The 22,472-nt window shown below is 65.3% G+C and carries 19 protein-coding genes; 11 read left to right on the top strand and 8 right to left on the bottom strand.

Annotated elements, in window-relative coordinates; translation table 11 throughout:
• The first annotated feature begins 22 nt into the window (after positions 1-22).
• The 3 genes from K6G35_RS25845 (at position 23) to K6G35_RS25835 (ending at position 7,284) form a co-directional block, all read left to right on the top strand.
• A complete protein-coding gene (locus tag K6G35_RS25845) occupies positions 23-4,705 on the top strand; it encodes a hypothetical protein (RefSeq protein WP_495676547.1) in 4,683 nt (1,560 codons plus the stop codon).
• Between the two features lie 65 nt (positions 4,706-4,770).
• The gene (locus tag K6G35_RS25840) at positions 4,771-5,823 is read left to right on the top strand and encodes a patatin-like phospholipase family protein (RefSeq protein ID WP_008649035.1); all 1,053 of its coding nucleotides are present in this window, start codon (positions 4,771-4,773) and stop codon (positions 5,821-5,823) included.
• 3 nt (positions 5,824-5,826) lie between these two features.
• Positions 5,827-7,284, top strand: coding sequence for a GntP family permease (locus K6G35_RS25835; RefSeq protein ID WP_008649041.1), 1,458 nt, complete (start codon positions 5,827-5,829; stop codon positions 7,282-7,284).
• Between the two features lie 35 nt (positions 7,285-7,319).
• Here the strand turns inward: K6G35_RS25835 and K6G35_RS25830 are convergent, their stop codons facing one another.
• The 3 genes from K6G35_RS25830 to K6G35_RS25820 all read right to left on the bottom strand — a co-directional run bounded on the left by K6G35_RS25830 (position 7,320) and on the right by K6G35_RS25820 (position 9,102).
• Positions 7,320-7,898, bottom strand: a complete 579-nt coding sequence (locus K6G35_RS25830; RefSeq protein ID WP_008649043.1) for a septation protein IspZ — start codon at positions 7,896-7,898, stop codon at positions 7,320-7,322.
• 181 nt (positions 7,899-8,079) lie between these two features.
• On the bottom strand, positions 8,080-8,505 hold the full coding sequence (locus K6G35_RS25825; RefSeq protein WP_008649045.1) for a hypothetical protein: 426 nt from the start codon (positions 8,503-8,505) through the stop codon (positions 8,080-8,082).
• 81 nt (positions 8,506-8,586) lie between these two features.
• Positions 8,587-9,102 carry a cupin domain-containing protein gene (locus K6G35_RS25820; protein ID WP_008649048.1) on the bottom strand — a complete coding sequence of 172 codons (516 nt, stop codon included), beginning with the start codon at positions 9,100-9,102 and terminating at the stop codon, positions 8,587-8,589.
• A 255-nt stretch (positions 9,103-9,357) separates the two neighbouring features.
• Between K6G35_RS25820 and K6G35_RS25815 the strand changes: the two genes are divergently transcribed.
• The 4 genes from K6G35_RS25815 (at position 9,358) to K6G35_RS25800 (ending at position 12,949) form a co-directional block, all read left to right on the top strand.
• Positions 9,358-10,266: a DMT family transporter gene (locus tag K6G35_RS25815; protein ID WP_495676546.1), complete on the top strand. Its 909-nt coding sequence runs from the start codon at positions 9,358-9,360 to the stop codon at positions 10,264-10,266.
• Positions 10,250-11,017 (top strand): helix-turn-helix domain-containing protein, encoded by a 768-nt coding sequence (locus K6G35_RS25810; RefSeq protein ID WP_008649052.1) that lies wholly within the window; start codon positions 10,250-10,252, stop codon positions 11,015-11,017. The genes K6G35_RS25815 and K6G35_RS25810 overlap by 17 nt, the downstream gene beginning before the upstream one ends.
• An 81-nt stretch (positions 11,018-11,098) precedes the next feature.
• On the top strand, positions 11,099-12,199 hold the full coding sequence (locus K6G35_RS25805) for an alpha/beta fold hydrolase (protein WP_495676545.1): 1,101 nt from the start codon (positions 11,099-11,101) through the stop codon (positions 12,197-12,199).
• A gap of 324 nt (positions 12,200-12,523) precedes the next feature.
• On the top strand, positions 12,524-12,949 hold the full coding sequence (locus tag K6G35_RS25800; RefSeq protein WP_008649054.1) for a hypothetical protein: 426 nt from the start codon (positions 12,524-12,526) through the stop codon (positions 12,947-12,949).
• Between the two features lie 60 nt (positions 12,950-13,009).
• On the opposite strand, the gene K6G35_RS25795 is transcribed toward K6G35_RS25800, so the two are convergent.
• From K6G35_RS25795 to cls, 4 genes are all read right to left on the bottom strand, one after another.
• On the bottom strand, positions 13,010-13,195 hold the full coding sequence (locus K6G35_RS25795; RefSeq protein WP_080709809.1) for a hypothetical protein: 186 nt from the start codon (positions 13,193-13,195) through the stop codon (positions 13,010-13,012).
• 35 nt (positions 13,196-13,230) lie between these two features.
• Entirely contained in the window at positions 13,231-13,743 is a 513-nt protein-coding gene (locus K6G35_RS25790; protein WP_080709810.1) for a hypothetical protein, read from the bottom strand.
• Between the two features lie 230 nt (positions 13,744-13,973).
• The gene (locus tag K6G35_RS25785) at positions 13,974-14,639 is read right to left on the bottom strand and encodes a TetR/AcrR family transcriptional regulator (RefSeq protein ID WP_035883658.1); all 666 of its coding nucleotides are present in this window, start codon (positions 14,637-14,639) and stop codon (positions 13,974-13,976) included.
• A 109-nt stretch (positions 14,640-14,748) separates the two neighbouring features.
• Positions 14,749-16,182, bottom strand: coding sequence for a cardiolipin synthase (gene cls / locus K6G35_RS25780; protein ID WP_035883659.1), 1,434 nt, complete (start codon positions 16,180-16,182; stop codon positions 14,749-14,751).
• 323 nt (positions 16,183-16,505) lie between these two features.
• Here cls and K6G35_RS25775 point away from each other — a divergent pair, with 323 nt between their 5' ends.
• The gene (locus tag K6G35_RS25775) at positions 16,506-17,291 is read left to right on the top strand and encodes a response regulator transcription factor (protein ID WP_008649059.1); all 786 of its coding nucleotides are present in this window, start codon (positions 16,506-16,508) and stop codon (positions 17,289-17,291) included.
• Between the two features lie 20 nt (positions 17,292-17,311).
• Here K6G35_RS25775 and K6G35_RS25770 read toward each other — a convergent pair whose 3' ends face one another.
• Positions 17,312-19,144 carry a phosphodiesterase gene (locus K6G35_RS25770; RefSeq protein ID WP_051705465.1) on the bottom strand — a complete coding sequence of 611 codons (1,833 nt, stop codon included), beginning with the start codon at positions 19,142-19,144 and terminating at the stop codon, positions 17,312-17,314.
• A gap of 298 nt (positions 19,145-19,442) precedes the next feature.
• On the opposite strand from K6G35_RS25770, the gene K6G35_RS25765 reads away from it, so the two are divergent.
• The 3 genes from K6G35_RS25765 to K6G35_RS25755 all read left to right on the top strand — a co-directional run bounded on the left by K6G35_RS25765 (position 19,443) and on the right by K6G35_RS25755 (position 22,422).
• Entirely contained in the window at positions 19,443-21,047 is a 1,605-nt protein-coding gene (locus K6G35_RS25765) for a methyl-accepting chemotaxis protein (RefSeq protein ID WP_186425181.1), read from the top strand.
• A gap of 189 nt (positions 21,048-21,236) precedes the next feature.
• Positions 21,237-21,437, top strand: coding sequence for a hypothetical protein (locus K6G35_RS25760; protein ID WP_008651314.1), 201 nt, complete (start codon positions 21,237-21,239; stop codon positions 21,435-21,437).
• A 334-nt stretch (positions 21,438-21,771) separates the two neighbouring features.
• Positions 21,772-22,422 carry an HAD domain-containing protein gene (locus K6G35_RS25755; protein WP_008651313.1) on the top strand — a complete coding sequence of 217 codons (651 nt, stop codon included), beginning with the start codon at positions 21,772-21,774 and terminating at the stop codon, positions 22,420-22,422.
• The last annotated feature ends 50 nt before the right edge of the window (positions 22,423-22,472 follow it).

Below are 22,472 nucleotides of genomic sequence, written 5' to 3'. Positions count from 1 at the left end.
TTGGTCAAACAGGGGGCTGCGCATGGCCACGCAAACGATTCTATGGACGGTCCTGCCCGCCGGGCGCGTGACCGAGGGGGCCTTGAAGGGGCGCCTCAAGGTGTCGGTCGTCGCTTCGCCGCGACTGACACCCGAACGCGCGAACGAGCGAGCGCTCCGGGCCTTTCCTGAATGGCTGCTCTGGCCAAGGACCGTGGCCGAGGCAAAGTTCGGGCTACGCATCGGCACCACGTTGCTGCCACTCGAGCCACTTGGACCGCTTGCCGGTCAGGCACAGCCCGACGTGGATCTGTGGAGCCAGCTTTTCGTGCCGGAGACGCCGGTCGATGGCTTCGTCTTCAAGGACATGAGCCGGGTCAACCTGCGCTCCTACGCCGTGCGCAACGTACTCGGTTTGGCGCGCAAGTACTACGCGCAACTGGCCGTGGGCGCCACCAGCCGGCACCCGACGTTGTTGCCCTGGTCATCGGCCAATCCGGCACTACGCGCCATGCTGATCGACATGGGGGCACCGCGCGAGGTGGGCGCGGAGCGCCAGGGTGGCTTCGCACGCTTCTTCAACGATGGCGATGGCGGCATCGAGCAGGTGCTGCGCAATAGCGTATTCGGCCCGAAGTCGAAATACTCGGGCACCGCGGCCGGCATCGGTGTCGACAGGGGCGGCAACCCGGTCAACGGGGCAAGTTTCCCGGTGCGCGTGCTGCCGCCGGACTGGCAGCCGCCCAACGGCACGCCCGATACCGAGTTGATGGCCAACTGGGCCAGCGCCGCCGAATACACGCTGTACCAGGCCGACCGCTTTTATCGCCGGGAACCCCTTTCGGCGGATGCGCTTGCCATGCGTCGGCCGAGCGGCAAGGACATTCCCCCGCCGCCCGAGACCCAGACGCTCGACTTCCACAAGCGTCTGGCGTCCTACAGCGACTACCCAGCCCTGCTGCGCAGACTTGGTGTGCTGCTCGACTTCGTCCTGCCCGCCGAAAACCCGATCGATCAGCAGGTCCGCCAGCAAGGCAACGCGCAAGGGACGATGCAACTCGATCTGCGCTGGGCCAATGATCACGATCCCGGCGTGGATGGCTGCCCGGCCACCGCGTGGCAGGCCGATTCGCAACGCTTCACGGCCCGCCCGCGCACCAACGATCACCACATGGGAATGCTGCGGCTGGGCGGCGCCAATGATCGCTGGGACCAGTCGAAGCGCATACCGTTCGACGTCTATCAGGTAGACCCGGACGGCACCGCGCTGAAGACCGTGGATTTCGTGCTGTCGGCGCAGCGGCTGATCGACAAGAGCCGCAAGAGCGGCACCGATGGCGCGGTGACCTACACCACCGGGGACGACCAGCCCGTTGCCGCGTTGCGTGCCGGGGGGATCGGTGTCTCCCGCCATGGGCGCGCCGCCGCGCTGGCCTTCGGGGCCGCCAGCAGCGCCGCCAAGGATGGCGCCGTCCGCAGCGGCGCGGCGGCTTCAGCCGGCATTGCCTTGTTCACGGAAGATGTGCTGCGCGGGTATAGGGTCGACGTGCAGCCGATCATCGGAGGCAAGCCGGGCCGCTGGCAATCGCTGTGTCGGCGGCAAGGCGCGTACCAGATTGCCGCGACGGGCGCGAAGCTCTCGCTGCCTGCCGATGACGAGGGCTATGTCAAGGGCGCATCGACGACGAGTACCGCCAACCCCGCCAGCGGCGCCGACCCCGACGATCACTATCTGCACGAATCGTTGTTCCGCTGGGCTGGATGGAGCCTGGTAGTGCCGCGTCCAGGCCGGACGCTGCGCGCGCAGGATGGCGATTCGGGCGTGCAGGCCGAAGTGCCGACCGATGTGACCGATGCCGTCGCCGCTGCCGATGGGAACGGCATCCTGACCAGCTTCGTGGCCGCGAAAGGCAGTCTGCCCCGGCTGCGCTTCGGCTTTGCCTATCGGTTGCGCGCGCGGCTGGTCGATCTCGCCGGTAACAGCCTCGATGTCGACGATCCCTCGCTCGGTGATGGAGAAAACGAACTGGAGGTCACGCAGCCAGTCACGTACTGGCGCTTCGAGCCGGTGGACCCGCCGGTGCTGGTGCAGCGCGCACGTGCCAGCGAGGGGGAGTCGCTGGAACGCATGGTCATTCGCAGCAACTACGACGCCGATCCAACCACCTTTTTGACGACCGGCGCGTTTGCCGATGCGATCAAGCTGCCCGCTTCCGCCGATTTCGCCTACACGCCCGCGAACGAGCGGCATGTGGTGCCACCCAAGGCGTCGCAAACGCTGTGCGAGACCCACGGCCTGTTCGATCCGATGTTCGGGTCCGCATCGGGTATCCGTGACGCGTACGCGCTGGCCGCGCGCGAATCGGGCACGCTCTACGACGCCGGTCCGGGCACTGACGTGGCGTTGATCACCCCCACGGCGCTGGCGAACGTTGCCACCACCGTCGCGGTGCCGCCAGCCCTGCCGTCGCCGGATAACCCGACTGGCGACCGGCTCGCGGCTGGCCAGTACGTGATCCATCGCGAGGCGCGGGTGCCAACGCCGTGGCTGCCCGATGTCGCAGCCGGGGGCATCGCGCTGCGCGCCGCGCCGGGCAGCCGGCTGCCCGGCGTGACCGGACCGATGTCACTGGGCGCGGGCGCCGAGATCGTCGCCATTCCGGGTAACGAACTCGTCCTGATGGTGGCGTTCGACCAGCGCTGGCCCGATACGCGCGGGCTGCGCATCGTGCTGGCGGAGCGCATCGGGCTGCTCGCCGATCCGCCCTGTCAGGTCACGTATCCCGACGACGGCGCGCCGCGCTGGGACGCCGACGCCCGCACCCTGACGTTCTTTCTGCCCAAGGGCCAGATCGCCAGGCTGACCTATGCCAGCTTTGTCCATCCCGACCTGATCGGCACGTTCGGCCTGCCAGACTGGGTGGATACCGCCGCCGAAAAGGCACTGCTACAGCAGATGGCGCTGACTGGCGCGGCATGGATGCTCACGCCGTACCGGCCGCTGGTACTGGTTCACGCGACGCAGCAACCGGTCTGCACGCCGGAGTTCCTGACCGAACTGGGCAAAGCACGCAGCCCGGGCGATCGCTTTGCCAAACTTGGCGCGCGTGTGCGGGTGCATGGGCCGAGCACGGGCAAGCTGGAGTTGCAGGCGACATGGACCGAATGGATCGATGACCCCGCCGACGCCGCAGGCCCCCGGGTCGCGCAATGCGAGGGCACGCTGGCGGAGATCGCCCTGCCGGAGAACGGACCCAACCTCGACAGCCTGGGTCCGCTTGTCGATGCGATGATCGCTGATCCGCAACGACCCCGCGCGCGCGGCGACCAGCACGAATTCGGCGACACGAAATGCCGTCTGGTGTCGTACTGCCTGCGGGCTACGACGCGCTTCCGCGAGTACCTGCCGGCGGCCCTCTATTCGGACCCGAACGCCATCACCCGTACCGGGCAATTCGCGCAGGGGCCACGCATGGTGCGTGGCGCCGACGACGATCCAGGCGCACCGATGCTGCGGGCTGCCGATGGCACCGGCGCCTATACCGTCATACCCGCCAGCGCTCCGCCAGACGCGCCGCGCGTGCGCTACTGCGTGCCGACGTTCCGCTGGAGCGGCACGCCCACCAACACGGACTTCGACACCACCCGGCTCGGCAACGGCGTGCGCGTATGGCTGGATCGCCCGTGGTTCACGTCCGGCGAAGGCGAACTGCTCGGCGTCGTATTGCCGGCCAGCGGGGATTTCGCCAGCATCCCGCTGCCGCTCGAGGGGCTCGTGACCCAGTGGGGTGCCGATCCGCTCTGGGATTCGGTACTGCCGAAAATGTCGATCCACGACACTGACTTCCCGGCGCGGGTGACATCGGCATTGGCCCCACTGCAGGAAGCGGGCAATCCCAAGGTCATGGTGGTCGGGCATCGGGTTCACTGGCACGCCGAACGCAGTTGCTGGTACTGCGATATCGAGCTGGACCCGGGGTTGACCTATATGCCCTTCGTGCGGCTGGCGCTGGTCCGCTACCAGCCAAATGCGATCGACGAGGCGCTGGTGTCGAAAGTCGTACTCTGCGACTTCGCTCAGGTCCTGCCGCGCCGACGCGCCACCTTCGCCCGCACCGGGGCGCAGGTCAACGTCAGCCTGCGCGGTACCGTGCCGGCCCACGGGCCGATGAAGTGGTCGGCCGATGGCGAATATCTCGACATCTCGTTTATCCCGCCATTCGGTACCGAGGGCGAGACCGGACGCAACAAGGTGGAAGTCGTGCTGCAGACGCGGGACCCTGCCATCGACAGCGATCTGGCCTGGCAGGATGTTCGCGTGCTGGCGGACAGCCTGCTGGACCCGAAGGCCCCGCTGAATATCGGCACCGTGGGCCAGCATCTGGTGGGACAGGCCCCGCAGCGCATCGTCCCCGAAGTGCTTGGACTTGGCCGCATCGCGCCCCCCGCTGCCGTCACCGGGGCTATTGGGGCTATTGGGACTATTGGCGCCATTGGAGCAATCGACGTGACCCGGCCATCGCTGGGCGACCTGCTCGATCCGGTGATCTGGTCCGGCACGGTGACGCTGCCCGATGTCGCCGGCAAGCCCGCGCGGCTGGCCATCCGGGAGTTCGAGCGGTATTACACCGACCGCACCGTGCCAGAAGTCCGGGCGGGCAAATCGTTGCGGCGCCGGGTGGTGGAGGAACGTCTGGTCTACACGACATTCTTTCCGCTTGCCTAAGTTGCAGCGCAACACAAATAATAGAGCGGCTTGTACCTCACGTGATTCACCCAACGGAGAGACACATGGCCGACGATGGCAAGACCGCCGCACCGCCGCCAGGGCGGGAGCCGCTGCTGATCGACCTGGCGCTACAGGGCGGCGGCGCGCACGGCGCCTTCACCTGGGGCGTGCTCGATCGGCTGCTCGAAGAGCCGTGGCTGGAGATCGACGGCATTTCCGGCACCTCGGCCGGCGCCATGAACGCCGCGGTGCTCGTGCATGGCCACGCGCTTGGCGGTGCCGAAGGCGCCCGGCAGGCGCTGTCGGACTTCTGGCAGCGCGTCTCCGAGACGGCGCGTTTCAGCCCGTTCCGCCGCAGCCCGCTGGACGTGATCCTGGGCCGCTGGACCCTCGACGATTCCCCGCTGTTCGTCGCCGCCGATCTGGCGGCTCGGATCTGGTCGCCCTATGACCTGAACCGCGCCGGCAGCAATCCACTGGCCGATATCCTGCAGGCCAGCATCGACTTCGAACTGCTGGCGCGCGCGCCCATCCACCTGTTCGTCACCGCCACCAATGTGGAAACCGGCCGCGGCCGCGTGTTCAAGAACGCGGAGGTCACCTCCGAGGTGCTGCTGGCCTCGGCGTGCCTGCCCACGGTATTCCAGGCCGTGGAAATCGACGGCGTGCCGTACTGGGATGGCGGCTACGCCGGCAATCCGACGATCACGCCGCTGGTGCGGGAATGCTGCTCGCACGACACGATCCTTGTGCAGATCAACCCCGTGGCCCGCCCCGGCGCGCCACGCAGCGCCCGGGACATCGTGAACCGCCTCAACGAAATCTCGTTCAACGCCGCGCTGCTCAAGGAGTTGCGGATGATGGCGGTGCTGCAGCGCGTGGCCGATCCTGGTGACGCGGAAGGGGCTCAATGGGCCAATATGCGCATCCACCGCATTGCCAGCGACAAGATCGCGGAGTACGGCACGGCATCGAAGATGAATGCGGAGTGGTCGTTCCTGTGCCTGCTGCGCGACGAAGGGCGTGAAGCGGCTGCGCAATTCCTGGCCGAGCACGGCGATGCGCTCGGCCAGCGTTCTTCGTTCAATCTCGACGAACTACTCGAGGAGATCTGAACCATGGGTCTCCTTGGCATCGTTATCGCCCTGGGGGCGATGATCTGGCTCGCGTTTCGCGGCTGGAGCATCCTGATCATCGCGCCGGCGGCGGCCCTGCTGGCCGCGGCCACGGCGGGCGAACCGCTGCTGGCTCACTGGACCCAGACCTTCATGGGCACGGCGGCGGGGTTCGTCGCCCAGTTCTTCCCGTTGTTCCTGCTCGGCGCCCTGTTCGGCAAGCTGATGGACGACAGCGGCTCCGTCACGGCCATTGCCGAATGGATGACGCGCGTGCTCGGCCCCCAGCGAGCGATGCTGGCCGTGGTGCTCGCGGGCGCGCTGCTGACCTACGGCGGCGTGAGCCTGTTCGTGGCGTTCTTTGTGCTGGCGCCGATGGCGCACGCGCTGTTTCGCGCGGCAGACATCCCGCCACGCCTGATGCCCGCCGCCATCGTACTGGGTACGTCGACGTTCACGATGTCGGCGCTGCCGGGCACGCCGGCGATCCAGAACGCGATTCCCATGCCGTTCTTCAGCACCACGCCGTTCGCCGCGCCCGGCCTGGGTATCGTGGCCAGCGCGATCATGCTGACGTTCGGGCTGTGGTGGCTGTCGCAGCGCGAGAAAGCTGCGCGCCGCAGGGGCGAGGGTTACGCCATTGCCGAGGAGGAGGCTTCGCCCGATGAGGTGGCGGAGCGCCCGCTGATCCGCGAGCTTGCCAGTACCGCACGCGAATTCGACCCGGCCGAGGCGCTGCAAGGCAGTCGCAGCGACGAGCCGCCAGCAGCCTTTATCGCGCTGCTGCCGCTGGCCGTGGTGATCGCGGTGAACCTGCTGATGAGCTTTGTGGTGCTGCCACGGGTGGATGCCGACTACCTCGGCCTGCCCGAATGGGGCGCGACCACGTTGCAGGCAGTCAGCGGCGTGTGGTCCGTTATCGTCGCACTGACCGCCGCCATCCTCTGCCTGATCGCACTGAATTTCCGGCGCCTGCCGGAGTTGCGCGACAGCATGGGCGCTGGCGCCCATGCCGCTGCCCTGCCGGTGCTCAGCGTGGCCAGTCTGGTGGGATTCGGTGCGGTGGTAGCCAGCCTGCCCGGGTTCGGCGTCGTGCGGGACTGGGTGTTGTCGATCGAGGGGGGCCCGCTCGTGTCGCTGGCCGTGGCAACGAACGTGTTGTCGGCGCTGACCGGCTCAGCCTCTGGTGGCCTGACCATCGCGCTCGATGCGCTCGGCGGCACCTACCTGACACGTGCGTTCGACCTGGGCATCGATCCCGCCATCCTGCATCGCGTGGCGGTGATGAGCGCCGGCACACTCGACACGCTGCCGCACAACGGCGCCGTGGTCACGCTACTGGCCGTATGCGGGGCCACGCATCGGGAAAGCTACGGCGGCATCGTGATGGTGGGGATCGTTGGCCCGATGCTGGCGCTGGCGGCCGTGATCGCGCTGGGGAGCTGGGTTGGTTCGTTCTGAAGCGGGATGAAACGAAGCCTGATGCACCGAGGGGGTCAGGTGGCCCCCTCCCCGCCGACCTGGGGCTGCACGATTCCCATCCGGCGCGCGGCCAGTTTCATCTGCGTGAACTGGATCCCGAACAGCGCCAGCTTCGATGCCAGCGGAAACACGCCGATAAAGAGCGGCCACGATGCCGTGAACGCCACTGCCACCACCAGGTTCAGCACGCCGGTGAGCAGCATCAGAGCGGCCCACAGGTAGCCATAACGGGTCAGCAGATCGCCCATGCGCTCCCGCGCGACCGGTGGCACGTAGCGGTGCATCCAGCCACCGCGCAGCATGACCACGCCGACCAGCGCATACAGCACGCTGGGCTTGCCCATCACGAAGCGGGGGTCGTTCGTCAGTAACGTGGCGGCGGCCGATACCAGCACGCTGATCAGGCTGATCCATTGCAGCGCGGCAATGGGCTCGCCCCGAAACCTCGCCCAAAGCACCACGCCGACCGCCACCGCAGTACCCGCCGCAGTGGCCACCAGCGTGTTGACGTTCATGGCGAACAGAACGGCAAAGACAATCACACCAAGGGAGTCAAGCACAACCGGGCGTAGCGCAGAGAGGAATACCTTCATGCAGAGCCTTTCCGAATTTTCAGGGGGCGGCGGCGCGCATCCGATACGTCGCCGGACTGGAAACTAATCACCGCATAGTTTGCGAAAGTGTCGGAGACAAGCTCGGGCGAGTCAAGGAAAAGATGGCCGGGATCAGGGTTGGTCCGGATGTCGCCGCGCGCTTGCGGTGGCGTCCTCGGCACTAACAGCCAAGCTGACCACGCTGATTCACGATGGCCTGACGGTTGGTCTTGAGTTGCGCCATGTTGTCCCAGGCGTTGCCCTGACGCATGGCGAGGTCGTTCTGGCGAAGCTGATTGAACAGCATGGTGCAATTGGACCGGCGGTTGTTCTCAGCGGCGATCGCCATCTGCTGTTCACGGGCGCTGACCTGCTGCAACTGCCTGGCTTCAGCGTCGTGGCGCCGGAGATAGGCTTCCTCCTGCTGCCGGGTGACCGCCGTCTTGCCGATGATCGAGAGCGTGCCGCCCGGCTCGCCGGCATTGCGGTAGCCGCTCGGGCACGTCACGCCATCGTCGAGATAGAGAACTTTGTGGTCTGGGCCATCGCACCGGGTCGCCGCGAAGGCGGTCATCGCATTCGTGGCGCAAAGCAGGACAGCCAGCATGACAGCGTTCCGTGCATCCATGGTGAGTTGGCCTCGTTGATCGGACGGACAGGACAGGTAAGGCAAGCGACGGGCCGTTGCTTATGCCTTGCCCAGCCGGGTAATCAACGCGGCGTGACGTGGATGGGATGACGCCAGCCGCTCCAGTTCGTCGCGGGCCGCCAGTTCGAACTCGCTGAATTCGAATCCCGGCGCCACCGTGCACCCGGCCAGGGCATAGCCGGCCGCGCCCGGCACGCGTTCCGCGGCAAACCAGCAGCCGGCCGGCACTACCGCCTGGAAGACTGTCCCAGGCTGGAACAGCGGATTACCCAACCGGTGCGTGGTGAACGCGCCGTCGGGCGCCAGCACGTGGACATTGAGCACGTCGCCCGCGTAAAAGTGCCAGGCCTCGTCGGACTGGATGCGATGCCACGCCGAAAAGGCGCCATCGCACAGCAGGTAGTAGATGGCCGTGGATGCCGAACGCTCGGCACCATCGGCCACGCGTGTGACGCGTGCGGCGTCCCGGTAGGTCTCGCGGTAGTAGCCGCCTTCTGGATGCGGGACCAGAGACAGTTCATCGATCAGGCGTTGCTGCGGTGAGCGCGTAGGCATGGCTTGTTTCCGGAGCTGCAGAGGCTGCGGGGGCTGATGTGTGGATCGGATGACTGACACGCCACCTTACCCGAAAGCCAGACATGACAAAATGTCGGCCGATGGTGGCATGGCGCCGGCATTGCAGGATTCGCCAAGACGACCCGGCACGTGGCGGGTTAGGCTCCCGGACAATACGGACCATTCCGCCGACCATTCTCCGGCCCAGGAAAAGCCATCCCGAGGCTCCTCCAAGGCCCTACCCGATTCGAACCAATGTCGCGCCCCTTCCCCGCCTGGCTCCCGGCCATGGCTTTCGTCCTGATCTGGTCCACCGGCTTCATCGTCGGCAAGGCCGTCGTTCCGGTTGCCGACGCCAACCTGTTCCTGCTGGCCCGCTTCACGCTGGCCGCGCTGATGTTTGCCGTGGCGGCGATGACCAGCGGCGTCACGTGGCCTGCGCTCAAGCAGGTGCCACGCCATCTGCTGGCCGGTGCGCTGATGCAGGGCATCTACCTGTGCGCGGGCTACGGCGCAGTGGCGCATGGCCTGTCTCCTTCGATCATGGCGCTGCTTGGCGCCTTGCAGCCGCTGCTGACCGCCCTGCTTGCGATCCCGCTGCTGAAGGAGCAACCTTCGTCCCGTACCTGGCGCGGACTTGGGCTCGGCGCGTTGGGCGTCGGGCTGGTGGTGCTTCCGGCCATGCAGGCCGGCACGCCGCAGACCGTGTCGCCATGGATCATACTGACGGGCGTGCTCGCCATTCTCTCCATCACGATGGGAACCCTCCTCCAGAAAACCTCGATCGCCCGCGCGGATATCCGCGCCAGCTCGGCCTGGCAGAATGCCGGCGCCATGCTCGTGGCTGGGGTGCTGGTCTGCGCCACGGGCGGGGTTGGCGCATTGCGCTGGGAAACCGGCCTGACGCTGTGGGCGTCGCTGGCCTGGGCTGCGTTCGTGCTGTCAGGGATCGGCACCTGGCTGCTGCTCAGCCTGGTGCGCCGAGGACAGGCCGCCAACGCGGCGGCGCTGATGTTCCTGGCGCCACCGCTTGCCGCCGTGCAGGCCGCGCTGTTGTTCGGCGACCGGCTCGCCCCGCTCCAGTGGCTCGGCATGGCCGTGGCCGGTATTGGCGTGTGGCTCTGCCAGACGCAGGGCAACCCCCGACATGCCCAAGCTCGTTGAACACGCCTCGCCGCTGGTCGAGCCGCGCCGTTATTCGCCGCGACCCTTTGGTCATGCCCATGACTACCATCAGTTGCTGTTCGGCGTGGATGGGGCCATCGAACTCGAAATTGACGGCCATGCCTATCGCGTCGATGGCCAGCACGGGCTGGTGGTGCCTGCGGGCGCTCACCATGTCTGCGCGGGCCTGACCGAAAACCTCCAGCTCGTGGCGGACTTTCCCGCCAATTCCGTCGCTCTGCCCGCGCGGCTAATGGAGAACCCGCGTGCCTTCGCCATGGATGCCAGCTTCGCTGCCCGCGTCCGCGCGTTGGCGACGCATCGCCCGTCTGGCGACCTGCCACTCCAGCACGCCTGGCATTGCGCAACGGCGCTCGCGGGCAATCTGGCATCGGCGCTGGGTCTCGATGCGGCCCGCAACGATGCCACGCATTTCCCGGCAATGGCCATCGATGCATGGCTACGCGCCAATCTCGCGTCGCCGTTGCGGGTGGACCAGCTTGCCGCGCGCATGGGCTGGGGCGCGCGTCGGTTTCACACGCTGTTTTGCGAGGCGTTTGGCGATACCCCGCACGGCTACCAGACACGCCTGCGGCTGGACCAGGCCGTGCAATGGTTGATGACTGGCACGATGTCGCTCGCCGATATCGCCTATGGCGTTGGCTATCCCGATCAGACCACCTTCACACGCGCGTTCGCCCGTCGGTTCGGCAAGCCGCCCGGCGCGTGGCGGGCCGCTGCCCTGGCCTGATCTGCAGATTTCCCCCGCCGCGCGTATGATGCGCGCGTGTTCGAGCCAGCGAACCAGCAAACCAGAACGGGGGAGACAACCATGATGACAATGATCACGACGGTCGGGCTCAAGCGCCTCGCCGTTGCCACGCTATTCGCCTCCGGGCTAGTCCATGCGCAATCACCGGTGCCGGTGATGCAACCCACTGAAGGCGATTTCGAAGCGCGCGACTTCCACTTCCAGAGCGGCCAAACGCTGCCGACCGTCAAGCTTCACTACGCGACGCTGGGCACGCCCACGCGCGGCGCCGACGGCAAGGTCAACAACGCCGTGCTTCTGCTCCACGGCACCACTGGCACAGGCCGCGCGTACCTGACGCCGCTGATGCAGAAGGAACTGTTCGCGGCGGGCCAGCCGCTCGACGCCTCGCGCTACTACATCATCATGCCCGACGGCATCGGCCGTGGCGGATCGAGCAAGCCCAGCGACGCGCTGCGCGCGAACTTTCCGCGCTATGGCTACACCGACGTGGTGGAAGGCCATTACCGTCTGCTGACCGAGGGACTCAAGGTCGATCACCTGCGGCTGGTACTGGGCACGTCGATGGGCGGCATGCAGACGTGGGTCTGGGGTGAACGGCATCCGGGCATGATGGATGCGCTCATGCCAATCGCCAGCCAGCCCGTGGCGATGTCGGGCCGCAACTGGTTGTGGCGCCGGATGCTGATCGACGCGATCCGCAACGACCCCGACTGGAACGGTGGCAACTACACGCGGCAGCCCACCCACTGGACCCGCACCACGCCGGTGTTCGCGCTGATGACGCAAAGCGCAGCCACGTTGCAGAAGGCCGCCCCTACGCGCGACCAGGTCAACCAGTACGTCGACAAGACCGTGGCGGACAGCCGCGGCGTGGACGCCAATGACTACCTGTACTGGTTTGAATCGTCATGGGACTACAACCCCGAGCCGGATCTGGGCATGATCCGCGCGCCGCTTTACGCGGTGAACTTCGCCGACGACATGATCAACGCAGTGGACCTCGGCGTCATGCAACGCACCGTGCCGAAGGTTCGACAAGGCAAGTACGTGGAGTTGCCCGAGAGCGAGAACACATATGGGCATCAAACGTTGCAACACCCCGAGGTATGGAAGCCGTATCTCGTTGAACTGCTGAAGTCGCTACCCGCGCAAAAGTAGCCACAAGAAAGTAGCCACAAAAGTAGCGCCACGTTCGCCCGCCCCGCCCATGCGGCCGAGTGCCGCACTGCAATGCGCGAGGCGTGGCGAGCGCCTGCGCAGCAAGCCCGGCACGCTTTGTCGCGGGGCCGCAATACGGGTATTTCGCTAGGCTTCAACGCTAGATCGCGCCTGCCCCGCTGCCTATACTGACTTCGCACCGTACACAGCATCACGCTGTGTAGGCGTGTGCCCGATAACACTAGCGGGCAGGCTCTGGCGGCCCCGGGAGGATGCCACGGATGATCATGTCCATTCGGCCTGCCATTGAAGAGGAAAGTGAAGATGGACATGCCCAGCGAACAGTTCCTTGCGATCCAGGAAACCCGCCGCTTGGGGCTCCGGGCATTGCGCGCGGCGCTGCTCCAGGTTCACAAGGAAGTCATCGGTTATGACCGTGGCCAGTACGAGCGGCTGCACGGTCCGATTCCAGCCGGCCAGTTCGTGCAACTCGTGACCGAGGAATCCTTCTTCCGCTGGCTCGATCCACTATCGAGACTGATCATCGAGATCGACGAAGAACTCGATGGTGAAGAACATCACGACGAAACCTGCCGGGCCGTGGCTGCCGCCGCGCAGAAGCTATTCAGCGAGCGTGGCGACGTGGACTTCCGCAAGCGCTATCAGGAGGCGCTACAGGATGAAGCCGCGGTCACGGTCGCGCACGGCCGGCTGATGTCCGTCATCGGGCAATTGCGCCAGTTGCCCTAAAGTGCGCCAGTTACCCTGGTTGCCTGGCCACTTTCGCTAACGCTCACAGACGCCTTCCAATCATCCTTTTCCGCCCGGCCCCTTGTGGGCCGGTTCGTGCGGCACAGGATGCACCGCGATCGGATCACTGGCCGGAAATGTCTCGCGCAAGGCCTCGTCGAGTTCCTGCTCGACCTTCTGGTCATGCGACTCGCGTGCCTTTCTTGAAGCAGGTGTGAGAGATTTGGTGGAATCCAGTTTGCTCATATCGTCGGCTCCTTGAAAAGTGCTGGTGATGCCTGTCAGCGATGTCCGCCTCCGCGGCCACCACCGCTCCGTCCGCCCCGACCACCGCCACCCCATCCTGGCATTCCACCTGCGCCCTGGTAGCCGGGGTACGCGCGATACCCAGGATAGCCCGGCGACCCTCGATAGCCGTAGTAGCCACCGCGATACCCATACCAGCCGTGCCCGTAGTATCCACGGTACCCACGCCCATACCATCCGTAGCGGTAATAAGAGGTGTGACAGCAGCCATACCAGAAGCTGCCGAAGAACACGCCACCAGTGTACGCCGGCCAGTAAGCGGGCCAGTACGGATAGCCGCCACCATACGCGTATGGGTAACCGTACCAATAGGGATACGCGTAGTCATACTCGTAGCCCGGGTACCCACCGTAGACAGAACCAAGGTCGCCCAGCGGATAGTTGGGGTCATAACCGTACGGACTGTCATAGCCGGGATACGTTGCGCAGCCGCCCAGCATCGTTGCCGCGGTCACTGCCGCCAGGACCCACCCGTGGGCGCCCCTCATCACAGCCTCCTGTCGATATCCGGTCGGAATTGACTTCCGACAGTCACTTAGACAGTAGCCGCATCGAGAAGTCCAAAATTCGGAGTATTCCGATTCTCATATGAGAATCGTCTCCTTACACTGCCTCTCGCCCGTGCAATACGGGCGACCCACCCGGTTTCAGGGTCGACCCTCCCCCTGAAACACAGGCTTCACGATGCCACGCGGTCCCCGTCCCGTGGCATCTTTTTTCACAGACCCTTCTCCACCAGGTCGAGCAGTCGTTGCCCGATCACTCCCGCCAGCTCCCTTGCCCGACCGCGCAGCGGCCCGTCGATGAGCATGATCGACAGACCATGCACGGCCGACCACGCAAGGTACTCCGCACCCGGACGTCGTTCGGCCGGAAGCAGGCCTGCCTCTACCCAGCGATCCAGCGCCGCGCCGAGCAGTTCGAATGGGTTCAGTCCGCTATTACCGGCTTTTGCCGGATCGGAATCTTCCTCCACATCGTCGGGAACCGAGAATGCGGTGCGAAACAGCCCGGTTTCAGCCAAGGCAAAGCGCAGGTAGCCCGTGCCTACCGCCCGCAGGCTGGCCCGCGCGCGCTCGGCAGGCGCGGCATCGGGAGGAATCGTCGCCAACTCCGCTTCCATTGCTATCGCCAGGCTGGAAAGCGCGTGCGCGCGCACTGCCTGCAAAAGATCCTGTCTGTTCGCAAAGTGCCGGTATGCCGCATTCGGCACGACGCCCGCTCGGCGTGTCGCCTCGCGCAGGACAATGGCATCGGGCCCGCCCTGCCGTGCCAGATCGATGCCTGCTTCGAGCAGGGCGCGGCGCAGGTCACCATGGCGATATGTGGTGCGCGTGGGCGGTGTCGGCGGTGCGGGCGGTGTGGGCGCGGCGGTTCGATTCATGCTAGCTCCCATGCGGACAGCGTCCAGGGCAACGAATAACAATAGTAGACAGTGTACACAACCACTTCCAGCACCGCTGGCCCGCGCTGTTCGCGTATTTCCCGCGTCACTAAAGGATGGGAGCGAAGAGCTTGGCCACGTGCATCGCCACACGCAGGATGGCGGGCGCGCCAAGGAAGTCCTCGCGGTCGATCTGACGGGCCTCCGCGAAATCGGCTTCCAGCATCTCCGCCACGCTGGCCGCGAACTCCGGGTGAGCCGTCATGACCATCATCTCGAAGTTGAGCCGGAACGAACGATTGTCCAAATTCGCGGTGCCGACGGCCGCCGCGTCGTCGTCGATCAGGATGACCTTCTGGTGCAGGAAGCCCGGCTGGTACCGGAACACCTTCACGCCGGCGCAGACGGCCTGGTGGGCATAGATAGTCGACGCTCCATAGACCACGTAATGGTCCGGCCGGGCCGGTATCAGGATGCGCACGTCCACACCACGCAGCACTGCCAGTCGCAGCATCGCGGATACGGCTTCGTCGGGCACGAAGTATGGCGACGTAATCCAGATGCGCTTGCGCGCGGCCTGGATCGCCTCGACGAAGAACAGCGAGCACGTCTCCTGCGCATCCGCCGGCCCCGATGGCACGATCTGGCACACCATGTCGCCGAAGCGCCTCGGCGGCGGCAGCAACAGGTAGGGCACCTCGTGCGCGGCCCAGTACCAGTCCTCGGCGAACGTCATCTGCAGCTCGAGCACTACGGCGCCGCGAATCTCGATATGGGTATCCCGCCAGGGCGCGAGTGGTGGCCTGCGACCGAGGTATTCGTTGCCGACGTTGTGGCCTCCGACGAAGGCGCGCTCGCCATCGACGATCACCAGCTTGCGGTGATTGCGGAAGTTGAGCTGGAAGCGATTGACAAAGCCGGGATGCGTGGCGAATGAGCGCACGTTGACGCCGGCTTCCTCCAATGCACGCAGGTAGGCCCGGCCAAGCGCGTGACAGCCGATGCTGTCGTAAAGGAAATAGACCCTGACTCCTGCCTTGGCACGCTCGCACAGGCGGCGTTGCAGTTCGAGTCCAAGTTCATCGTCGTGAACGATGAAGAACTGGACCACCACGACCTGTGTGGCGGCATCGATCGCGGCGAAGATCGCCTGGAAGGTTGCCTCGCCGTTGACCAGCAGCCGCACGTCGTTATTGCCCAGGCATGGCATGCCAGTCAGGCGCGGCAATGCGCGCATGCATTCCTGATCGGGATTCATCACCAGGCAGGCGCTGAGCGAATCCAGTTCCTGGGTGCTCATGTTCTGGCGGATCTCGCGCAGCCGGTGATTGTTGAAGCGCCGCGCATTGACGTATCCCGCGAAGCGGCTTCGTCCGAAGATCAGATAGGGGATCAGCGAGAAGTACGGCATCATGACCAGCGACCCAGCCCAGGCGATGGCCCCGGGCGCAGTGCGTACGGTCATGACGGCGTGCAGCGCCGCGATCACGCCCAGCACGTGAAGAGACACGACGATCGCTGCAATCACACTAGGGGTCAACATAGGCAGCCAGGGCCGGACGGGATGGACGCTATTCTGGCACAGCACATCACTTCAAACATCCCCGAGCCACGCCCCCGAATCCATGCTGCCTAATTTTTAGGCAGACCGATGCGCTCCCATGACCCGGCGCGACTGGCGCAGACGCCGACGCAGTTATCCACACAATCTGTGGATAAGCGACGCCACGCACGCGTCGCCGGGCGGATGTCCGATTTCGTTTCATTCCTACGTCAACGCCATCCATTTAAGGAAACACCGATTGTTCGCCCCACAAACGCTGGATACGCTGCAACGCGTTTACTTCGCTTTCCAGAGAATGTCGCATGAATGCCCGAACGAACATCGCGCTGCTGGCAAACAGCTCGTCGCCCCTGCATCCGCTGCAGGAACTCCTTGCCGTCGCCGGCTACCAATGCAACGTCTTTCACGCCGGGCGTGACCTGATTCAAGGGCTCGGCCATGACAGCTACGAGATGCTCCTGATTGACCGTGAACTGGCCGACATCTCCGCCATCGACGTGATTCGCACCGTCCGGGCCGTGCGCAACCGCGACGTACCAATCGTGATCTTTGCCAGCGAAAACAACGACGACGACCTCGTCGAGGCCCTCGATGCCGGCGCGGACGACTACGTGCTCCGCCCTCTGGCTGCGCGTGTGCTGCTGGCCCGCATCGCCGCATTGCGCCGGCGCATGAGCGGCACGCGCTTGCGCGGAGCCATACCGTTGCGCGCCGGGCCATACGAGCTGAGCAACCCCGGTCGCTACGCCACGCTCAATGGCGACCGGATTCCGATGACGCCCAAGGAGTTCGACCTGGCCATGCTGATGTTCGCCAACGCGGGCCGCATCCTGGCCAGCCGCCGCATCGAACATACGATCTGGGGCCATGACTTGCCGCCCTACTCCCGCGCGCTGGCCGGGCTGGTATCGCGAATGCGCCGTACCCTGAACCTGTGCCCGGAGACCGGCGTCACGGTCAGCGTCGTCTATGCCCAGGGGTATCGGCTGGACATCCTCGATCAAGCGGCGCGCCACGAATTGTCCGCTGCGGCTCGCGTGGCCTCCGCGTCATCGACCCCAGCGCGGATGCTCAAATCGCTTGCGTAGATCCGTCTGAAAATCCAGATCTAGATATCGAGCACGCCGCGCGCAGCCAGTTCGGCGATATCGATCCGCGCAACGCCTGATGGCGCGCGCTTGGCGCTGCGCTTGGCCACCGCCGAGGCCGCACCGATATGCTGGCTGCAGAGCCGCAGCGTCGCCATTGCTTCCGCACTGACACTGACCACGCCAGCGGCCATCGTTACCGGCACGAAGAACGCCGGATTGCCGAACCGGTCCTCGCCGTGAATACCGCCAGCAGCGCGATCCATCGACGAGTACAACATCAGTGCTGCATCGTTGAAGCGTGCAATGGCATCCCGGATACGCACCTCCCAATCGTCCCCCTGATACAACACCAGGAAGTCGTCGCCGCCGACATGCCCGAGGAAGTCGCGCGCGGGATCGCATGCCTGCGCCAGAATCGCGGCCGCGCCCTTCAGCATTTCGTCGCCCTTCCAGTAGCCGTAACGATCGTTGAATGGCTTGAACTGGTTGAGGTCGACATAGCACGCATGAAATGCGCTGCCGGCTGCAATGAGTCGGTCGACATGCTGGTTCAGCAGGATGTTTCCGGGCAAGAACGTTAGCGGATTCGCGTAGCGTGCCGCCTCCATGCGTACCTCGGTCGTGGCGCGTAGCAGATCGGCCACGGTGCCAAGACCCACGTATCTGCCTTGATCAGTGATCACGAAACCATCGGCCAGCACATGGGATTGCTCGCCCGCGAAAAGCTCGGCCATATCCTCCAGGCTGGTGCGGCGGTCAAAGCAAACTGGCGCCGGATTGGCCAGCGTGATGCAGGCCTTCCTGCCATAGAGTTCCCGATGAAATGGCGTGGCGTAGCGGTCAATCAGGATTTGCCGGTTCATCATCGCCACCGGCCGCATTGCCTCGTCCACCACTGCCATCGCGTGCAGATCAGGCTGGCTGTGAAACCGCGCCAGGACGTCGTTATTGGAGGTGGTGGGATGGATCGTCGGCGCGGGGCGCAGGAGTTGCCCGGCGGTCATGCCCGACCATCCCGTGCGCAAGGCTTGGGGAAACACCGCGATCTGCCGCGAGGCCAGCACAGCCCGCACCTCCGGCGACGCCTGCGGTTCAGGCAGCGCCACTGGCCTCCCCAAAAAGTAGCCCTGGCCCGCGGAAACACCAAGATCCCGCACCATGGCCAATTCCTCGACCCGCTCGATGCCCTCTGCGATCACGTGACCACCGAATGCCCCCATCATGCGCAGCATCCCGCGCAGTATCTCCAGCCGGCGCGAGCACGTATCTATCCCGCGCACGAGCGACTTGTCCAGCTTGATGAACTGCGGCGACAGATCGGCCAGCATGTCGAGATTGGCATGGCCCGAGCCAAAATCATCCAGAGCGTAATGCACGCCTAGCTCGCCGAGCAGCGCCATGGCCTGGCCAAAAGTCTGGGCATTGCCGATGGCAGTCTGCTCCGTGATCTCGATAACGACCCGGGAAGGTGCGATCGCCGCCGCACCGCCGACAATGCCATCGGCCCCCAGCAACGCGGCCATGGTGTGTCCACGCCCGACCAGAAGATGGCGCAGCGTCAATGGACTGAAGTTCAGGAACAGCTTGCCCGGCAGGTTCAGCGACGACCACGCATCGAGCGCGGTACGGGCCGCCGCCACTTCAAGCTCCACGGTCGTCCCATTTGCCTGCGCGAGTCGGAACAAGGCGTCAGGCATCTCGTGCAACGACGCGGCCGGGCCGCGAATCAACGCCTCATGACCCAGAATGTCCCCATTGCCCAGCGACACGATTGGCTGGAATACCGCCTGCAACGAAGGCAGGCACACAGCCTCTCGGGCCGTGGCCAACGAGGAGGCGACGGTCAGCATGACATGCGGATAAGGGTTGAATGACAGGTTATCGACCGCGCAGCGTGATGCCACGGGGCGGCTTCCGGCGCGGACGATAAATGGAGCGCCCGCCATTTCATGACAACAATGTGTCACCTGTATGACGACGTCACCCATTCAGGGGTGTCACGTTATCGTCACATTCATGCACGACGATCGCGCTGCACTGCAGCACGACCCACGCCCCGCACTCCCCAGGGAATGACCGAGAGGCCGGCGTGCCGCAGCGCATCGGGTCATGGAGTGACGGGGTCGCGGCCCCGAAGGAGTGTTTCTCGTGTTGCAAGCCATCAAGCTGGGTCTGCCTGGACTGGGAGCCAAATCCCTGTGGCAAGGACTGGCGCGCCTGCCGCTGGTCATGCGGCTGTCTGCGGCATTCGTGCTGATCTACGCGTTCGGCGCGGCCGTCGGACTCACCGGCATCATCAATCTGATTCAGCTGAAACAGGATACGGACACGCTCTACCAGCGCGACATGCGCGGCGCGATCTCCGCCGAGCGTGCTCAGGCGGCGCTGGCCACGCTGGGCCGCGCCCAGTTGTCGCTGACGCTGGCCACCAGCACCGCGGAGCGCGACACCGCCGCGTCGGAGGTCGCCCAGGCGCTGCGCAGGCTCGACCAGGCCGTTGACGGCGTGCGCTCGGCTGCCCCGCAGCAAGCCGACGCGCTGCAGAAAGAGCGCGCGACTGCCGGCGAACTGATGAACAACTTCGTGGCCCTGATCGGCAAGCAGCCGCTCGACGCCCTGCAATTCGACTCATCGGTCTCGGTCGACGGGCACTTCGTCGGCGAGCAACTGCAGAAGCTCGCCGCCCTGATCGAGCAGACGCGGTCCACGCTGGACCAACAAGCTGCGGACACGGTTGCCGGCGTGGCCGCCGCGCAAGTCACCGCCCAGACCGTGATGGCGGTACTACTTGTGGCCAGTTTCCTTGCCGCCGCCGCGCTGGCCTGGATCGCGGCACGTAGCCTGACACGCGAACTCGGCGGCGAACCGCGCGACGCCGCGGCCGTTGCGAATCGCATCGCCAATGGCGACCTGACCGCCCGGATCGCCGTGAGCGCGCACGATCAAGGCAGCCTGCTCTACTTCCTGGCCGGCATGCGCGATCAATTGGCCGGCGTGCTCGCGCGCATCCAGCAATGCGCGCACGAAATCTCCGGCGCCAGCGACGGTATCGCCAACGGCAATCGCGAACTGGCTGCACGCACGGGCACGCAGGCTTCAGCACTTGCCGAGGCTGCAGGGAACGTAGCGCGCCTGACCGAACTGGTCCAGCAGGCACACGCACAAGCCCGGCAGTCGAGCGACATGGCTAGCCGCGCGCGCGAAGCCACCACCACAGGCATGGCGTCAGTGCGCGACATGAGCGGCGCCATGGCCAACGTTCACGCGCAGTCGCGAAACATCTCCGAAATCGTCACGGTGATCGAAGGGATTGCCTTCCAGACCAATATCCTGGCGCTGAATGCAGCGGTGGAAGCCGCTCGCGCGGGCGCAGCGGGACGTGGTTTCGCCGTTGTCGCGCAGGAGGTCCGCGCGTTGGCTCAACGTAGCGCCACGGCTGCGCGCGAAATCGGCGGCATTGTCGGCGACGCGGCGAAGGAGATCGCACGTGGTGCGGATCTCAGCACGCGCGTGGTGGCCGCCATGGAAGGCATCGATGTCGCGGTGAATCACAGCCACACCCTTGCCGAAGAACTGCGCCTGCTGGCCGACGAACAGGCGGCCGGCATCCGGCACGTCGCCGATGCGCTGACACGGCTCGAGCAGACCAGCGCCCAGAACGGCACGCTCGTGGAGGCGGTGTCCGGCCAGGCGGCGCAACTCGATCAACAGGCCGCAGCGCTGGAGGCAGACGTCGCGCGCTTCCGATTCTGAGGATTTGCGCGCCGCCGCAATACCTTGCCCTGAGGGCGCCGAACGTCGGGGCAAGGCTTCAGTTTTCGCATTTGTCGTCCGTAAATGGCAACACGCCTATTGACCGACGCAAAACGCCCCGCGAGCATGACCCACGGGCCGAAGGCATTGCGTCATTGGCCAAGGAAATGCCCTCGCGGAGACAAGCGAATGCTACGCAAAGCCGTACAGGACGACAGCAGCTTTCTGGAAGACTTCGAGAACGCCGGGCGCGATTGGGCGCCCCGGCTCAAGCCTTGCGGCACCTGCCATGCCTGCGAGCAGCCGGTCAGGCGAGCCGAATTGTTTTGCGGCATCACGTGCCAGTACTCGTTCGAACATTTCGAAATGCAATTGCTGCGCAAGCGCTGAACGCCCTTCCCCCCGTTTGTAATGCATCAAATGTTTCACCTCCGCGAACATTTCCTTTCAAACTCCTGTCAACCGACCCGCCAAACCACTCGTTGAGGCGTGCATCGGGTCTGTATCCGCGCGTCGACATTGTCGAGACAATGCGGACCGCAGCCTGGCAGTGTGTCTGCACGAAACAACTGATATCAAGCGCTAACCGGTATTTACGAGTTGTGTGGCCAAGTTACACGGCTGTTGCACTTGAGCACAATTTGTGTAGCCCATCGCACCCTAAAGCCAGATACGCTTGATTCAACCTAACCGCTTAACTGCGACTGACAAACACAGGAATCCCATGTCTGAACGCCTCATCATGCTGGACGTCCCCGGCGTCCTGTATTCGGACCGCTCCGCTACCCGCCTGGGCGGCACGCCAAACACGGGAACCCTGCGAGACGTCAGGTACTTCGACCCCATCGCCCTCGGCTATCTGCGTCGCCTGTTCGGCATTGCCGGCGCCCGCGTCGTGGTTTCGGACGCCTGGCGCCGTGGCACGCCGGCCGCCATCTTCCAGCAGCTGGATCTGCAGGTCGAAGGCATGACGCCGCCGGTGGCAGGCGGACACGGCGCGGAAATCGACGCCTGGTTCGCGCAGCACCCGGCTCCTGGCGCATGGGTCATCATCTCGACTGTTGCTCCGGAGTCGCTGACCGACGAGCAGCGCGCGCACCTGGTACAAGTGAACCCGGCCGAAGGTCTGACCGTCGACATCTTCCGCAAGGCGCTCGACATCCTCGGTGTGGCCTGCCCTTCCACCATCACGCCGGATTCGCGCGTCGACCCGGATCTCAAGGCCAAGTTGCGCCATCTGCAGCAGCTGGCACGCGAGGCACCGGAGCGCTTTATGCCGGCGCCCGCCGCCGCCGAGGCTCGCGAGCGCGCCATGGCGGTCGCGGTGGCCAGCCTGACTGGCAAGCAGCTCGAATCGGGTGCCATTCACGCTTGATTCAGGGCTGATTCAGCACTGACGCTCAATCGGTCCCGCAGCAAGACACA

Source organism: Cupriavidus sp. HY129 (assembly GCF_059492215.1).
Note: the sequence above shows the minus strand (reverse complement) of the source record. Positions and strands in the feature narration are given on the sequence as shown.

Excerpts from the sequence above, each read along its gene's own strand:
- K6G35_RS25845 (WP_495676547.1), top strand. The coding sequence starts at position 23 with ATGGCCACGCAAACGATTCTATGGACGGTCCTGCCCGCCGGGCGCGTG.
- K6G35_RS25840 (WP_008649035.1), top strand. The coding sequence starts at position 4,771 with ATGGCCGACGATGGCAAGACCGCCGCACCGCCGCCAGGGCGGGAGCCG.
- K6G35_RS25835 (WP_008649041.1), top strand. The coding sequence starts at position 5,827 with ATGGGTCTCCTTGGCATCGTTATCGCCCTGGGGGCGATGATCTGGCTC.
- K6G35_RS25830 (WP_008649043.1), bottom strand. The coding sequence starts at position 7,898 with ATGAAGGTATTCCTCTCTGCGCTACGCCCGGTTGTGCTTGACTCCCTT.
- K6G35_RS25825 (WP_008649045.1), bottom strand. The coding sequence starts at position 8,505 with ATGCTGGCTGTCCTGCTTTGCGCCACGAATGCGATGACCGCCTTCGCG.
- K6G35_RS25820 (WP_008649048.1), bottom strand. The coding sequence starts at position 9,102 with ATGCCTACGCGCTCACCGCAGCAACGCCTGATCGATGAACTGTCTCTG.
- K6G35_RS25815 (WP_495676546.1), top strand. The coding sequence starts at position 9,358 with ATGTCGCGCCCCTTCCCCGCCTGGCTCCCGGCCATGGCTTTCGTCCTG.
- K6G35_RS25810 (WP_008649052.1), top strand. The coding sequence starts at position 10,250 with ATGCCCAAGCTCGTTGAACACGCCTCGCCGCTGGTCGAGCCGCGCCGT.
- K6G35_RS25805 (WP_495676545.1), top strand. The coding sequence starts at position 11,099 with ATGATGACAATGATCACGACGGTCGGGCTCAAGCGCCTCGCCGTTGCC.
- K6G35_RS25800 (WP_008649054.1), top strand. The coding sequence starts at position 12,524 with ATGGACATGCCCAGCGAACAGTTCCTTGCGATCCAGGAAACCCGCCGC.
- K6G35_RS25795 (WP_080709809.1), bottom strand. The coding sequence starts at position 13,195 with ATGAGCAAACTGGATTCCACCAAATCTCTCACACCTGCTTCAAGAAAG.
- K6G35_RS25790 (WP_080709810.1), bottom strand. The coding sequence starts at position 13,743 with ATGAGGGGCGCCCACGGGTGGGTCCTGGCGGCAGTGACCGCGGCAACG.
- K6G35_RS25785 (WP_035883658.1), bottom strand. The coding sequence starts at position 14,639 with ATGAATCGAACCGCCGCGCCCACACCGCCCGCACCGCCGACACCGCCC.
- cls (WP_035883659.1), bottom strand. The coding sequence starts at position 16,182 with ATGTTGACCCCTAGTGTGATTGCAGCGATCGTCGTGTCTCTTCACGTG.
- K6G35_RS25775 (WP_008649059.1), top strand. The coding sequence starts at position 16,506 with ATGAATGCCCGAACGAACATCGCGCTGCTGGCAAACAGCTCGTCGCCC.
- K6G35_RS25770 (WP_051705465.1), bottom strand. The coding sequence starts at position 19,144 with ATGCTGACCGTCGCCTCCTCGTTGGCCACGGCCCGAGAGGCTGTGTGC.
- K6G35_RS25760 (WP_008651314.1), top strand. The coding sequence starts at position 21,237 with ATGCTACGCAAAGCCGTACAGGACGACAGCAGCTTTCTGGAAGACTTC.
- K6G35_RS25755 (WP_008651313.1), top strand. The coding sequence starts at position 21,772 with ATGTCTGAACGCCTCATCATGCTGGACGTCCCCGGCGTCCTGTATTCG.